Annotated in this window: 11 protein-coding genes and 1 tRNA gene; 2 read left to right on the top strand and 10 right to left on the bottom strand. The window is 69.8% G+C overall.

The features are described 5' to 3' along the window. Window positions 1–65: 65 nt before the first annotated feature. Window positions 66–140, bottom strand: a tRNA-Leu gene (locus B4U46_RS09475). Between the two features lie 98 nt (window positions 141–238). On the opposite strand from B4U46_RS09475, the gene B4U46_RS09470 reads away from it, so the two are divergent. Continuing rightward, window positions 239–895, top strand: a complete 657-nt coding sequence (locus B4U46_RS09470) for an ANTAR domain-containing response regulator (RefSeq protein WP_079425828.1) — start codon at window positions 239–241, stop codon at window positions 893–895. Window positions 896–966: 71 nt separating this feature from the next. Here B4U46_RS09470 and B4U46_RS09465 read toward each other — a convergent pair whose 3' ends face one another. The 8 genes from B4U46_RS09465 to B4U46_RS09430 form a co-directional block, all read right to left on the bottom strand. Further along, window positions 967–1,683, bottom strand: a complete 717-nt coding sequence (locus B4U46_RS09465) for an ABC transporter ATP-binding protein (RefSeq protein ID WP_079425826.1) — start codon at window positions 1,681–1,683, stop codon at window positions 967–969. Next, complete coding sequence (locus tag B4U46_RS09460; RefSeq protein WP_079425823.1) at window positions 1,680–2,621, bottom strand: ABC transporter ATP-binding protein; 942 nt, start codon at window positions 2,619–2,621, stop codon at window positions 1,680–1,682. The genes B4U46_RS09465 and B4U46_RS09460 overlap by 4 nt, the downstream gene beginning before the upstream one ends. A gap of 3 nt (window positions 2,622–2,624) precedes the next feature. Then, window positions 2,625–4,436: a branched-chain amino acid ABC transporter permease gene (locus B4U46_RS09455; protein ID WP_079425820.1), complete on the bottom strand. Its 1,812-nt coding sequence runs from the start codon at window positions 4,434–4,436 to the stop codon at window positions 2,625–2,627. A gap of 5 nt (window positions 4,437–4,441) precedes the next feature. Beyond that, window positions 4,442–5,371: a branched-chain amino acid ABC transporter permease gene (locus B4U46_RS09450; protein ID WP_079425818.1), complete on the bottom strand. Its 930-nt coding sequence runs from the start codon at window positions 5,369–5,371 to the stop codon at window positions 4,442–4,444. 96 nt (window positions 5,372–5,467) lie between these two features. Then, on the bottom strand, window positions 5,468–6,700 hold the full coding sequence (locus B4U46_RS09445; protein ID WP_079425816.1) for a branched-chain amino acid ABC transporter substrate-binding protein: 1,233 nt from the start codon (window positions 6,698–6,700) through the stop codon (window positions 5,468–5,470). Window positions 6,701–7,000: 300 nt separating this feature from the next. After that, the gene (locus B4U46_RS09440) at window positions 7,001–7,654 is read right to left on the bottom strand and encodes a hypothetical protein (RefSeq protein ID WP_079425814.1); all 654 of its coding nucleotides are present in this window, start codon (window positions 7,652–7,654) and stop codon (window positions 7,001–7,003) included. A gap of 142 nt (window positions 7,655–7,796) precedes the next feature. Then, window positions 7,797–8,261, bottom strand: a complete 465-nt coding sequence (locus B4U46_RS09435; protein ID WP_079425812.1) for a PaaI family thioesterase — start codon at window positions 8,259–8,261, stop codon at window positions 7,797–7,799. A 54-nt stretch (window positions 8,262–8,315) separates the two neighbouring features. Then, window positions 8,316–10,586, bottom strand: a complete 2,271-nt coding sequence (locus B4U46_RS09430) for an FdhF/YdeP family oxidoreductase (RefSeq protein ID WP_079425810.1) — start codon at window positions 10,584–10,586, stop codon at window positions 8,316–8,318. 103 nt (window positions 10,587–10,689) lie between these two features. Between B4U46_RS09430 and polA the strand changes: the two genes are divergently transcribed. Further along, the gene (polA, locus tag B4U46_RS09425; protein ID WP_079425807.1) at window positions 10,690–13,410 is read left to right on the top strand and encodes a DNA polymerase I; all 2,721 of its coding nucleotides are present in this window, start codon (window positions 10,690–10,692) and stop codon (window positions 13,408–13,410) included. A gap of 33 nt (window positions 13,411–13,443) precedes the next feature. Here polA and B4U46_RS09420 read toward each other — a convergent pair whose 3' ends face one another. Beyond that, window positions 13,444–14,301, bottom strand: coding sequence for a DUF4184 family protein (locus B4U46_RS09420; protein ID WP_079425804.1), 858 nt, complete (start codon window positions 14,299–14,301; stop codon window positions 13,444–13,446). Window positions 14,302–14,370 lie beyond the last annotated feature (69 nt).

Genomic DNA, 14,370 nt, shown 5'->3' with positions numbered 1-14,370 from the left:
TGGCGAATTCCCCTAAAAGGGGGAAGGTCGTCGAATCTCTCGCGACCTTGGAATTTAAGGAAGAGTGCCCCAGGTGGGATTCGAACCCACACTGTCCGCTGTTTGAGAGCGGCCTCTCTGACCAGTTGGAGTACTGGGGCCTAAGAAACGAAGGGATCAGGGATCCCTGCGTGGCACCACCTTACAGGAGCTAGGTAGGCTCGGGGGAGCTTGTTATGCCCCGCAAAGAGGAGCCCCCGTGACCGCCGAGCACGAGTCGACGCCCACGCCCGACGCCGACCAGTCGCACGTTCCGCCGCTGACGACCCGCGTCGTCATCGCCGAGGACGAGGCGCTCATCCGTCTCGACCTCAAAGAGATGCTCGAAGAGGAGGGCTACTCCGTGGTCGGCGAGGCCGGCGACGGGCAGACGGCCATCGAGCTGGCGCGTGAGCACCGCCCCGACCTCGTCATCCTCGACGTGAAGATGCCCGTCCTCGACGGGATCTCCGCCGCCGAGAAGATCGCGGGCGAGTCCATCGCCCCGGTCCTCATGCTCACCGCCTTCTCGCAGCGCGAGCTCGTCGAGCGGGCGCGGGACGCCGGGGCCATGGCGTACCTGGTGAAGCCGTTCAGCAAGAGCGACGTGGTGCCGGCCATCGAGATGGCCGTGTCCCGGTTCGCGGAGCTGAAGGCGCTGGAGAAGGAGGTCGCGGACCTTTCCGCGCGCCTGGAGACCCGGAAGCTGGTGGACCGGGCGAAGAGCATCCTGCAGACGCAGTACGGGCTCACCGAGCCGGCCGCGTTCCGGTGGATCCAGAAGACGTCGATGGACCGCCGCATGTCGATGCAGCAGGTCGCCGAGGCGGTCATCGAGGACGCCGAGGAGAAGAAGCAGAACGCCGCCGGGAAGTAGCCCGGGCACACGCGTGCGGCCCGTCTCCCCCCGAGGGGAGGCGGGCCGCACGGGTTTCGGGGCCGGCGGGGTCAGTCCTCGCCGAGGTAGGCCTTGCGGACGTCCTCGTTGACGAGGAGCTCGCGGCCGGGGCCGGTCAGGACGATCTTGCCGATCTCCATGACGTGGCCCTGGTCGGCGAGGGAGAGCGCGGCCTGGGCGTTCTGCTCGACGAGCAGGATGGTGGTGCCCGACGCCTTGAGCTCGGCGATGGTCGCCATGATCTTCTGCATCATCAGCGGGGAGAGGCCCATGGAGGGCTCGTCCAGCATGAGCAGCTTGGGCTGGGACATGAGCGCGCGGCCCATGGCGAGCATCTGCTGTTCGCCGCCGGAGAGGGTGCCGGCGGCCTGCTTGCGGCGTTCGCCCAGGATGGGGAAGAGGTCGTAGGCGCGTTGGACGTCCTTCTGGATGCCTTCCTTGTCGCTGCGGAGGAAGGCGCCGAGGAGGAGGTTGTCCTCGATGCTCATGCGGGGGAAGATGTGCCGGCCCTCGGGGGAGTGGGCGAGGCCGAGCGAGACGATGTCGTGTGCGGGGACCTTCTTGAGGGACTTGCCCTGGAACTTGATCTGGCCGCCCTTGGGCTTGATCAGTCCGGAGAGGGTGCGCAGGGTGGTCGTCTTGCCGGCGCCGTTCGTCCCGATGAGGGTGACGATCTGGCCTTCTTCGACGGTGAAGGAGATGCCCTTGACGGCTTCGATCTTGCCGTAGGCGACGCGGAGGTCTTCGACCTCCAGGAGTGCGGTCACTTGGCCTCTCCGTCCGTGCTGGTGGTGCTGGTGGTGCTGTCCTCGGCGGGGGCCTCTGCCTGTGCTTCGGGGGCTTCCTCGGCGTGGGCCTCTTCGGCGTGGGCTTCGGCGGCCTCGACTTCGGCGACCTCGTCGGCGCCGGGGGCGCCTTCGAAGGGTTCGCCGAGGTAGGCGGCGACGACGCGTTCGTCGCTCTGGACTTCGGTGGCGGTGCCTTCGATGAGCTTTTCGCCCTGGACGAGGCAGGCGACGCGGTCGCAGAGGTTGAAGATGAAGCGCATGTCGTGCTCGATGACGAGGACGGCGATGCCCTTGTCCCGGATGGCGAAGATGAGTTCTTCGGCGGCCCGGGTCTCCTGGGGGTTCATGCCGGCGGTGGGCTCGTCGAGGAGGATGAGGCCGGGGTCGCTGGCGAGGGCGCGGGCGATTTCGAGCTTGCGCTGTTCGCCGTAGGGGAGGTTGCGGGCGAGGTGTTCGGCCTTGTGGTCGAGGCCGATGAAGGTGAGGAGTTCCATGGCCTTGTCCCGGCTGGCCTGTTCTTCGCGGCCGAAGCTGGGGAGGCGCAGGAGGGCGGACCAGAGGCCCTGCTTGGTGCGGGTGTGGCGTCCGACGAGGACGTTTTCCAGGACGGTCATGTTGTTGAACAGACGGATGTTCTGGAAGGTGCGGGCGATGCCGGCCGCGGTGACCTTGAAGGACTTGGGGGGCAGGACCGTGCCCTTGTACCGGACTTCGCCCTCGGTGGGGATGTAGAGGCCGGTGAGGCAGTTGAAGAAGGTGGTCTTGCCGGCGCCGTTGGGGCCGATGAGGCCGACGATCTCGCCGCTGTTGACGGTGAGGTCGACGTTCTTGACGGCGGTGAGGCCGCCGAAGCGCATGGTGACGCCTCGGGCGTCGAGGACCGTTTCGGTGACCGTTTCGGTGGTGGTCGTCGTCATGGGTCAGGCCCCTGCCTTGCTGAGGACTGTCGGCGCTTCGAGGTCCTGGTGGAGCTCTAGCTGGTTGCGGCGGTTGGGGATGAGGCCTTCGGGGCGCAGGCGCATGAGGATGACGAGTGCGACGCCGAAGACGAGGAGCTGGTAGTCGCCCAGGAACTGGAGCTTGTTGGGGATCAGGAAGAGCAGGGATCCGCCGACGAGGGGTCCGGAGATGGTTCCCATGCCGCCGAGGACGACGGCGGCGAGGAGGAACGCGGAGTTCGGGGGGACGGAGTTGGCGAACTGGTACTGGTCGGGGGTGACCGTGTACTGGACGTGGGCCTGTACGGCGCCGGCGAGTCCGGCGAGGGTGGCGCCGAGGGCGAAGGCGATGAGCTTGACGCGGAAGCCGTTGATGCCCATGGCTTCGGCGGCGGTCTCGTCTTCGCGGATGGCGACCCAGGCGCGGCCGATGCGGGATTCGGCGCTGCGGCGGAAGACCATGACCACGATGAGGGTGACCAGGAGCATCAGCAGGAAGTAGTTGGCGAAGCGGCCGATGGTGAAGCCGGCGATGGTGTGGGCTGCGCCGAAGTCGAAGCCGAAGAGGTCGACGTTGGGGATGTTGGAGATGCCCTTGGAGCCGTTGGTGACGTTGGGGCCGGAGACTCCGTCGAAGTTGGTCATGGTGATGCGGAAGATCTCACCGAAGCCGAGCGTCACGATGGCGAGGTAGTCACCGCGCAGGCGCAGGGTGGGGGCGCCGATGAGGACGCCGAAGATCATGGACGCGGCGGCGCCGGCCAGGATGGCGGCCCAGAAGGGGAACTGGACGCCGAAGGGGGAGTTGGGTGCGCCGGATACGAGAGCTGCGGTGTAGGCGCCGACGCCGAGGAAGGCGACGTAGCCGAGGTCGAGGAGGCCGGTGAGGCCGACGACGATGTTCAGGCCGAGGGCGACGGTGGCGAAGATGAGGATGTTGACGCCGAGGGTCGCGTACTGGTCGTCGGTCTGGGTGAGGGGGAAGGCCATGGCCGCGACGAAGGCGCCGACGAGGGCGACGTTGCGGTGCTTGGCGGTGAGTGCGGTGAAGCGGGCGATGAGGCCGCTCTTGTTGAGGGCGCCGAAGCCGAAGCCGGCGGCGATCAGGAAGCCGATGAAGAGTTCCTGGTAGGGGGTGGTGATGCCGTAGGTGAAGACGCCGAGGGCGACTGCGAGTACGGCGGCGATGATCAGGATCTCGGCGTAGGCCGGGAGGGCGCGGGCCGGCTTGGGGGTGCCGCTGGCGTATGCGGCTTTGGTGACGGCCGCGGCGTTGCGCTGGTTGTGCTTGTAGCGCTCCCACCAGCTGTCTTCGGGGTCCGCCGGTTCGAGTGCGGGGCGCTCGAAGGGGAGGGAGCGGGCGCCGAGGTAGGCGGCCGCCGCGGCGATGAGGGCGATGAATCCGCCGGGCTCGAGGTTGACGAGGCCGCCGAGGGTGCTGGAGATCGCCTTGGTGGTGTAGAGGCTGGTGTAGAAGGCGCCGAGGGCGGAGAGCTTGATGGCGGCGTCGGCTCCTGCGGGGGTGAGCCACTGGAGGCCCTTGATGCCGTAGGAGGAGAGGCCGAAGAGGGTGGTGAGGGCGCCGCAGACGAGGACGAGCCACTGGAGGCCGCCGGGGTAGCCGTAGACGGTGAGGTCTCCGGGGAAGGCGGAGGTCCAGGTCCAGGCCAGGAAGCAGGAGATGACGGTGAGGACACCGCCGCCGGTGGCGAGGGCGCGGGCGATCTGCTCGGGGATGGGTCCTCCCCGGCGGGTGGGCGCCTGGGGCGTGGTTTCGGTGATGGTGGTCGTCATGGTTCTCACGCCCTGTCCGCAACGCGCTCGCCCAGCAGGCCCTGGGGCCGGAAGAGCAGTACGAGGATGAGGAGGACGAACGCCCAGGTGTTGCCCCAGGACTGTCCGCCGAGCTGGTGCATGCCGGGTACGTCGGCGATGTAGGCGGTGGTGAGGGTCTCGGCGAGGCCGAGGACCAGGCCGCCGACCATGGCGCCGTAGATGTTCCCGATGCCGCCGAGGACGGCGGCGGTGAAGGCCTTGAGGCCGAGGATGAAGCCCATGCGGTACTGGACTTCGCCGTACTTGAGGCCGTAGGCGACGGCTCCGACGGCGGCGAAGGTGGCGCCGAGGGCGAAGGCGACCGTGATGATGCGGTCGGTGTTGATGCCCATGAGCTTGGCGGTGTCGGGGTCCTGGGCGGTGGCCTGCATGCCGCGGCCGGTGCGGGTCTTCTTGACGAAGAAGCCGAGGATGGCCATGGAGATGGGGGCGGCGAGCACGAGGAAGACGTCACCGGTCTGGATGGTGATGCTGCCGATGTGGAAGGGGCCGCCGGGGATCTCGGGGAACTTGACGGAGGACGTCGCGCCGGGGTACCAGGCCCATACGGCCTGCTGGAGGACGATGGAGAGGCCGATGGCGGTGATGAGCGGCGCGAGGCGGGGTGCGTTGCGCAGGGGCCGGTAGGCGAAGCGTTCGGCGCCGACGGCTATGAGGGTGGCGACGATGACGGCGCCTATGAGCATCAGCGGCAGCGCGAGCCACATGGTGGTGCCGCCGGGGAGCATCAGCCAGACCGTGAGGGCTCCGAACCCGCCGGTCATGAAGATCTCGCCGTGGGCGAAGTTGATGAGCTGGACGATGCCATAGACCATCGTGTAGCCGATGGCGACGAGCCCGTACATGGATCCCAGTAGCAGGCCGTTGACCAGCTGTTGCGGCAGTTCGTGCACCGCAGGTCCTCCGAGTCTTTCGACGGATGTGACACCGCGCGGGGCGCTGTGGTGCGGCGCCCCGCGCGGCAGGTGAGAGGGGTGAGGTGGGGCAGGTCAGCCGGCGAGGGTGCCGGACTCGACGGTCTTGAAGTCGTCGCCGTCGACCTTGTAGACGGTCAGCTGCTTGTTGGTGGCGTCGCCGAACTCGTCGAAGGAGACCTTGCCGGTCACGCCGTCGAAGGAGACGCCCTGGACGGCTTCGAGGACCTTGGCGCGGGCGTCGGAGGGGAGCTTGCCGTTGTTGGCGTCGACGACCTTCTTGACGCCCTCGATGATGGCCCAGGCGGAGTCGTACGAGTAGCCGCCGTAGGCGGAGTAGTCGTCCTTGTAGCCGGCCTTCTTGTAGTTGTCGACGAACTCCTTGGCGGAGGGCAGGGTCTCGACGGGGGCACCGACGGAGGTGCACAGGTCGCCCTGGCCGCCGGGGCCGGCGAGCTCGACGTACTTCTTGTCCTTGATGCCGTCACCGCCGACGAGGGGGATGTTGGCGCCGGCGGCCTTGATCTGCTTGCTGAGCGGGCCGGCCGCGGGGTACTCGCCGCCGTAGTAGACGACGTCGGCGCCGGAGGACTTGACCTGGGTGACGACGGCCGAGAAGTCCTTGGAGTCGGGGTCGATGTGGCCCTCGCCGGCGATCTGGCCGCCGAGCTTGGTGAACTCGCCCTTGAAGGTTCCGGCGAGGCCGGCGCCGTAGGTCTTCTTGTCGTCGATGATGAAGACCTTCTTCTTGCCCGCCTTGTTGAAGAGGTACTGCGCGGCGAACGGGCCCTGGATGGCGTCCGTGGTCGCGGTGCGGAAGTAGCTCTTGTAGGTGCGGGTCTTCTGGCCCTCGGCCCACTTGGGGCCCTGGGTCAGGGAGGGGCTGGTGTTGGCCGGCGAGATCTGCGTGAGCTTCGCGTCGTCGAAGACCTTCTGCATGGACTCGGAGACCGAGGAGTTCAGCGGGCCGACGACGCCGAGGACGTCCTTGTCGGCGACGAGCTTGGTGGCGTTCTGCTGGCCGGAGGTGGCCTGCGCCTGGTCGTCGAGCGCCTGGAACTTGAAGGTGACGCCCTTGACGTACTTCTTCTCGTTGGCCTGCTTGACGGCGAGTTCGGCGGAGTTCTTGATGCCGAGGCCGAGGGCGGAGAGGTCGCCGGTCAGCGGGGCGTCGACGGCGATGGTGACGGTGGTTCCGCCGTCGCCACCGGCGGAGCCGCCGCTGTCGTTGCGCGAGCCGCAGGCGGTGAGAGTGAGAGCGCCCGCGGCGAGGGCGGCGGTCACGGCGATGAGCTGACGAGAACGCAACGTTCAGTCCTTTCCTGGCGCCGCGTCCCCCCTGGGACGCGTCGAGTCGAACGCGGGGAACCGAACTGAGGAAATCCGGCGGTCGCGGTAACTGGCCGTGACTCTAGGCGGCGCATCGGGGGATATGGAGGGCTGAGGCCAATGATGTGACTCTCTTGTTATGCCACGGCGTAATACATAGCGGATGTGTGCGGGTGGAACGGGGGAATTCAGGCCGGTTCGTCTTGTCCGGATGCTGAGATGCGGCAGGAGCTTGGGTCGGTTTGGGTCCTGACGCGCCAGGACTCTAGGGGGTTTTGGTCATGACGAGCTCGGAGCGGGCGCGTCTCGGTCTTCGGGACATGCCCTGGTCAGTGCCACGGAAAGATCCCTGGCATATCGGTCACCGGGGATGTAACTGTGATCCTCTTTCTGGATTCCATTACTGAGGGTTACTTCCAGGAATGGGAGTCCGGAATTCCGTGCTACATGCACGCAGTCTTTTGCGTAGATCAGAACGAGGAGCTCGCGGACTTCCCCGGCGGCGACGGCGGCGGGGAGGGGTGGCTTGATCGTCACGGTCAGGGCCGGCGACGGCTGTCCGATCCGCTCGACGGTGACCGGCGGGCCGGACGAGGTCCGCACACGGACAGTGAACGCGAAGGCGGCCCCGTCGGGCGCCGGCTCCACCGGCTGCCCGTAGGCCAGCGAGAGGGTCTGGGAGGGCGCGGACGGCGGCAGCGCCACCGGCGGCTCGGGGCGGGTGGTGTAGATCCGGAAGGCGGCGGCGGCCAGGACGGCGGCCGAGGCGACCGTGAGGACGACGCGGCGGTGGCGGGCGTAGAAGGCGCGCGGGCGGCCGGTCCAGCCGGGTGGCAGGGGCGTACGGGGCTCCGTGCGCGAGTCCTCGCCGTCCCAGGTGCCCTCGCCCGGCTCCAGGGGGCCTATGCCCCCGCCGGCGCCCCCGCCGCTCACCGGGGGCCGTCGGGGGTGGGCGTGAAGCGCCGCGGCGCCGGTCCGGTTCCCATGTCGGGAACGCTAGACCGGCGCCGGGGGCTGCACAACGGGCCGTCTCGACCCGGTTGTTAAGGCTGCATGACGTCCGTGGAAGCGGGGGTCAGGACTCCGTGTCGCGCAGGAGGCAGGTGAGGCGGGCGGTGCAGACGCGGCGGTCCTGGTCGTCGGTGATGACGATCTCGTACGTGGCGGTGGAGCGGCCGCGGTGGACGGGGGTGGCCGTGCCGGTGACGATCCCGTCGCGCGCGCCCCGGTGGTGGGTGCAGTTGAGGTCGACGCCGACGGCGATCTTCTTGCTGCCGCCGTGCAGCATGGCGCCCACCGAGCCGAGGGTCTCGGCGAGGACGGCGGAGGCGCCGCCGTGCAGCAGGCCGTAGGGCTGGGTGTTGCCCTTGACGGGCATCGTGGCGACGACGCGGTCGGCGGAGGCCTCCAGGATCCTGATCTCCATGCGCTCGCCGAGGGCGCCCGCGGAGAACAGGGCGGGCAGGTCTATGCCCAGGGCCGCGTACTCGTCGAGGACTTCCTGGGGGAACTTCACGGCGTGCTGCTGCTCGTCGGCCATGGGCCTGCTCCGTTCGTCAACGATCGTTAACCATCTGGTCCTGGAGTCGTTCTATCAGGCGGGTTCGAAGCGCACGACGACGGACTTGCTGGCAGGGGTGTTGCTGGTGTCGGCGGTGGAGTCCAGGGGGACCAGGACGTTGGTCTCGGGGTAGTAGGCGGCGGCGCAGCCGCGGGCGGTGGGGTAGTGGACGACGCGGAAGCCGGGCGCGCGGCGCTCGACGCCGTCCTTCCATTCGCTGATCAGGTCGGTGTAGGAGCCGTCGGCGAGGCCGAGCGCGGCGGCGTCGTCGGGGTGGACCATGACGACGCGGCGGCCGCCGGTGATGCCGCGGTAACGGTCGTCGAGGCCGTAGATGGTGGTGTTGTACTGGTCGTGGCTGCGCAGGGTCTGCAGCAGCAGGCGCCCGGCGGGGACCCGGGGGTACTCGACGGGGGCGGCGGTGAAGTTGGCCTTGCCGGTCTTCGTGGGGAAGCGGCGCTCGTCGCGGGGGGCGTGGGGGAGCTGGAAGCCGCCGGGGCGGGCGATGCGGGTGTTGAAGTCCTCGAAGCCGGGGATGACGCGGGCGATGCGGTCGCGGATGGTGGCGTAGTCGGCTTCGAAGTCCTCCCAGGGGGTCTTCGAGGCGGTGCCGAGGACGGCGCGGGCCATGCGGGCGACGATGGCGGGCTCGGAGAGCAGGTGGGGGGAGGCGGGGGCGAGGTTGCCGCGGGAGGCGTGGACCATGCCCATGGAGTCCTCGACGGTGACGAACTGCCTGCCGCTCGCCTGGACGTCCTTGTCGGTGCGGCCGAGGGTGGGCAGGATCAGGGCGCGCCGGCCGGTGACGGCGTGGGAGCGGTTGAGCTTGGTGGAGACGTGCACGGTGAGGGAGGCGCGCCGCATGGCGGCCTCGGTGACGTCGGTGTCGGGGGTGGCGCCGACGAAGTTGCCGCCCATGGCGAAGAAGACCTTGGCCTTGCCGTCGCGCAGGGCTTCGATGGCGCGGACGACGTCGTAGCCGTGGGCGCGGGGCGAGGTGATGTGGAACTCGCGGTCGAGGGCGTCGAGGAAGGCGGGTGCGGGGCGCTCGAAGATGCCCATGGTGCGGTCGCCCTGGACGTTGGAGTGGCCGCGGACGGGGCAGACGCCGGCGCCGGGGCGGCCGATGTTGCCGCGGAGCAGCAGGAGGTTGACGACCTCGCGGATGGTGGCGACGGCGTGCTTGTGCTGGGTGAGGCCCATGGCCCAGCAGACGATGGTGCGCTTGGAGGCGAGGATCATCGCGAGGGCGCGTTCGATCTCGGGGCGGGTCAGGCCGGTGGCCTTGAGGGTTTCGTCCCAGTCGGCTTCCTTGGCGGCGGCGGCGAGGTCGTCGTAGCCGTGGGTGTGCTCGCGGATGAAGGCCTCGTCGAGGGCGCCGTCGGTCTCGATGACGAGCTTGTTGAGGAGGCGGAAGAGGGCCTGGTCGCCGCCGATGCGGATCTGGAGGAAGAGGTCGTTGAGGGGGGTGCCCTTGAGCATGCCGAGGGGGGTCTGGGGGTTCTTGAACCGTTCCATTCCCGCTTCGGGCAGCGGGTTCACCGAGATGATCTTCGCGCCGGCGTTCTTGGCCTTCTCCAGGGCGGAGAGCATGCGGGGGTGGTTGGTGCCCGGGTTCTGTCCGGCGACGATGATCAGGTCGGCCTGGTGGAGGTCTTCGAGGGAGACGCTGCCCTTGCCGATGCCGATGGTCTCGCCGAGTGCGGAGCCGGAGGACTCGTGGCACATGTTGGAGCAGTCGGGCAGGTTGTTGGTGCCGAACTCGCGGGCGAAGAGCTGGAAGAGGAACGCGGCCTCGTTGCTGGTGCGGCCGGAGGTGTAGAAGACGGCCTCGTCGGGTGAGGAGAGGGCGCCCAGTTCCTCGGCGATGATCTCGAAGGCCCGCTTCCAGCTGACGGGCTCGTAGCGGTCGCCGCCCTCGGGCAGGTACATGGGCTGGGTGATGCGGCCCTGCTGGCCGAGCCAGTAGCCGGAGCGCCCGGCGAGTTCGGCGAGGGGGTGCTCGGCGAAGAAGGCGGGGGTGACGCGGCGCAGGGTGGCTTCTTCGGCGACGGCCTTGGCGCCGTTCTCGCAGAATTCGGCGGTGTGACGCTTGTCGCCCTCGGGCCAGGCGCAGCCGGGGCAGTCGAAGCCGTTCTTCTGGTTGACCTTGAGGAGGGTCTGCGCGGTGCGCAGCAGGCCCATCTGCTCGTTCGCGATCTTGAGGGTGTGGCCGATGGCGGGCAGCCCGGCCGCGGCGTGCCGAGGGGGTCCGACCTGCGGCGCGTCCTGTACCGGATCACCTGCGGGTGGCTTGGTGGCCATGTCGCTCCCCTTCGAGCAGTTTTCGTTTCCACTCCGATCCTGTCACGCTGCGCCGACATCGCCGACGGCGGATTTGTCGGTGGGGGCGCCTAGGATCGGGGGCGTGGCAGAGACAGCATCGAAGAAGACCGAGCAGACGACCGCAGCGGACCGCCCCCGCCTGATGCTCATGGACGGGCACTCCCTGGCGTACCGGGCGTTCTTCGCGCTGCCCGCGGAGAATTTCACGACGGCGACGGGCCAGCCGACCAATGCCATCTACGGCTTCGCGTCGATGCTGGCGAACACCCTGCGTGACGAGGCGCCCACGCATTTCGCGGTGGCGTTCGACGTGTCCCGCAAGACCTGGCGTTCGACGGAGTTCCCCGAGTACAAGGCGAACCGCTCGAAGACCCCGGACGAGTTCAAGGGGCAGGTCGAGCTGATCGGCGAGCTCCTGGACGCGATGAAGGTGCCGCGGTTCGCGGTGGACGGCTTCGAGGCCGACGACGTGATCGCGACGCTGGCGACGCAGGCCGAGGCCCTCGGGTTCGAGGTGCTGATCGTCACCGGTGACCGGGACTCGTTCCAGCTGGTCTCGGAGCACACGACGGTGCTGTACCCGACGAAGGGCGTCTCGGAGCTGACCCGGTTCACGCCGGAGAAGGTCGTGGAGAAGTACGGGCTCACCCCGCAGCAGTACCCGGACTTCGCGGCGCTGCGCGGTGACCCGTCGGACAACCTGCCGGGCATCCCGGGCGTCGGTGAGAAGACGGCCGCGAAGTGGATCAACCAGTTCGGTTCGTTCGCGGAGCTGGTGGAGCGGGCCGAGGAGGTCAAGGGGAAGGCCGGGCAGAACTTCCGCGACCACCTGGAGGCCGTGAAGCTCAACCGGGTGCTGACCGAGATGGTCAGGGACGTGGAGCTGCCCCGGACCCCGGCCGACCTGGCGCGCGCGCCGTACGACCGTTCCGCGGTGACGGGCGTGCTGGACGTGCTGGAGATCCGCAACGCCTCGCTGCGCGAGCGGCTGCTGGCCGTGGACCCGGGCGCGGACCAGGAGGAGGCGCCGGCTGTGGCCCCCGGCGTGGAGCTGGACGCCAGCGTGCTGGGCGCGGGCGAGCTCGCGCCGTGGCTCGCGGCGCACGCGGGCGGCCCCCTGGGCATCTCGACGGTGGACAGCTGGGCGCTGGGCCAGGGCAACGTGTCCGAGGTGGCGCTGGCGGCGGCGGGCGGCGCGGCCGCCTGGTTCGACCCGTCCGCTCTGGACGAGGCCGACGAGCGGGCCTTCGCCGCGTGGGCGGCCGACGCGTCCGCGCCGAAGGTGGTGCACAACGCCAAGGGCCTGATGCGGGTCTTCCCGGAGCACGGCTGGAGCCTGGCGGGCGTCACCATGGACACGGCGCTCGCCGCGTACCTGGTCAAGCCGGGCCGCCGGTCCTTCGCGCTGGACGTGCTGTCCAACGAGTACCTGCACCGGGAGCTGGCGCCCGCGGCGGCCGACGGCCAGCTGGCGTTCGGCGCCGACGACACGGCCGAGGCGGAGGCGCTGATGGCGCAGGCCCGCGCGGTCCTGGACCTCGGCGAGGCGTTCACCGGCAAGCTCGCCGAGGTGGGCGCCGCCGAGTTGCTCCACGGCATGGAGCTGCCGACCTCCGAGCTGCTCGCGCGGATGGAGCGGGCCGGCATCGCCGCCGACCGCGACCACCTGGAGGCCATGGAGCAGCAGTTCGCCGGTGCCGTGCAGCAGGCGGTGAAGGAGGCGCACGCGGCGGTCGGCCACGAGTTCAACCTCGGCTCGCCCAAGCAGCTCCAGGAGGTGTTCTTCGGCGAGCTGGACCTGCCGAAGACGAAGAAGACCAAGACCGGCTACACCACGGACGCGGACGCGCTGGCCTGGCTGGCCACGCAGACCGACCACGAACTCCCGGTGATCATGCTCCGGCACCGGGAGCAGGCCAAGCTGCGCGTCACCGTCGAGGGCCTGGTGAAGACCATCGCCGCCGACGGCCGGGTGCACACCAGCTTCAGCCAGACCGTGGCCGCGACCGGACGCCTGTCCTCGACCGACCCGAACCTGCAGAACGTGCCGGTGCGCACCGACGAGGGCCGGGCCATCCGCCGCGGCTTCGTCGTCGGCGAGGGCTTCGAGTCGCTGATGACCGCCGACTACAGCCAGATCGAGCTGCGGGTCATGGCCCACCTCTCCGAGGACGAGGGCCTGATCGAGGCGTTCGCCTCCGGTGAGGACCTGCACACCACCGTCGCCTCGCAGGTGTTCAACGTCGGGCGCGAGCAGGTCGACGCCGAGATGCGCCGCAAGATCAAGGCCATGTCCTACGGGCTGGCGTACGGGCTCTCCGCCTTCGGTCTCGCCCAGCAGCTGAACATCGAGCCCGCCGAGGCGCGCGGCCTGATGGAGACGTACTTCGAGCGGTTCGGCGGCGTACGCGACTACCTGCACCGTGTCGTCGACGAGGCCCGGGCCACCGGCTACACGGCCACCGTGTTCGGGCGCCGCCGCTACCTGCCCGACCTCAACAGCGACAACCGCCAGCGCCGCGAGGCCGCCGAGCGGATGGCGCTGAACGCTCCGATCCAGGGCACCGCCGCCGATATCGTCAAGGTCGCGATGCTGCGGGTGGACAAGGCCCTGGCCGAGGCCGGGCTGGGCTCGCGGCTGCTGCTCCAGGTCCATGACGAAATCGTGCTGGAGATCGCCCCCGGCGAGCGGGAGCGGGTCGAGGAGCTGGTGCGGCGCGAGATGGGCGCGGCCGTCGAGCTGCGGGCCCCGCTGGACGTGTCCGTGGGCGTGGGCGGCGACTGGGAGTCCGCCGCACACTAGACCCCGACGGCATGCCCGCGCGCCCGTCCCCGCCTATGCGGCGGGGACGGGCGTGCGCGTTTCCCGGTCCGGGCGGTGGGGGTCCCGGTCGCGGCGGTGGCGCAGCCGCACCAGGGCCCCGTACAGCAGGAGGCCGGCCACGAGTCCGCCGCCGGCTCCGAAGCAGAGCGTCGGGATGATGTCGAGGGGGCTGCGGACCCGGTCGTAGAAGGTGAAGAAGCGCATCACCCGCAGGGCGGCACCGGCCGCCGTGCAGGCGGCGATCAGGAGCAGCGCCCACCAGCGCTCCGCCCGGCCGAGGACCGGCACCGACGGCGGCACGGGCCGCACCGGCACCCGGCGCAGGGCGCTCGCCGTGAACCAGAGCAGGGCGCCCGCGGCGAGTGCGGAGGTGCCGTACTGGAGGAAGGTGTACGGGGGCAGGCCGAGGGCGATGGGCCGGGTGAGCCACGGCAGGGCGTCCGTGCCCCAGCGGCCCCCGTGGGTGAAGCTGTCCCACACCACGTGGGTGAGGGAGCCGGCGACCGCCGACAGGTAGAAGCGCAGGGCGAGCGCGGCGGGCGGGCGGCCGCGCAGGCGCTCGCCGCGGACCAGGGCGTGGACGCGGGCCCGCCAGGAGCGCGGCAGCAGCGCGAGCAGCGGTTCGCGCAGCAGCAGCCAGCACGCGGCGAGGAGGGCGGTGAGGGCGGCGTCGGCGGTGACCACGCCGAGGAGCGAGTGGGTGAACTCGCCGTAGCGCATGAGACCGCCGACGAGCGAGTCCGCGAAGAAGAGGGCGTCCGGCGCGAACGACCCCAGCACCAGCGCCGAGGCGAGCAGCGGGCCCCGCGCCCGTCCGGTGCGGCGGATGGCCGGAAGTACGGCGGCCGCGTGGCTGAGAGTGAACGGCACGGAGCCTCCCTGGGGTAGCCGATGTCGGGACAGTATGCGTGAACTGCGCAGGCTCGTGGGGATGTGGTG

Source organism: Streptomyces katrae (assembly GCF_002028425.1).
In the GTDB taxonomy this organism is placed as follows: domain Bacteria; phylum Actinomycetota; class Actinomycetes; order Streptomycetales; family Streptomycetaceae; genus Streptomyces; species Streptomyces katrae_A.
This window is presented reverse-complemented; position numbering and strand designations above follow the sequence as displayed.

Excerpts from the sequence above, each read along its gene's own strand:
- B4U46_RS09430 (WP_079425810.1), bottom strand. The coding sequence starts at position 10,586 with ATGGCCACCAAGCCACCCGCAGGTGATCCGGTACAGGACGCGCCGCAG.
- B4U46_RS09435 (WP_079425812.1), bottom strand. The coding sequence starts at position 8,261 with ATGGCCGACGAGCAGCAGCACGCCGTGAAGTTCCCCCAGGAAGTCCTC.
- B4U46_RS09460 (WP_079425823.1), bottom strand. The coding sequence starts at position 2,621 with ATGACGACGACCACCACCGAAACGGTCACCGAAACGGTCCTCGACGCC.
- B4U46_RS09455 (WP_079425820.1), bottom strand. The coding sequence starts at position 4,436 with ATGACGACCACCATCACCGAAACCACGCCCCAGGCGCCCACCCGCCGG.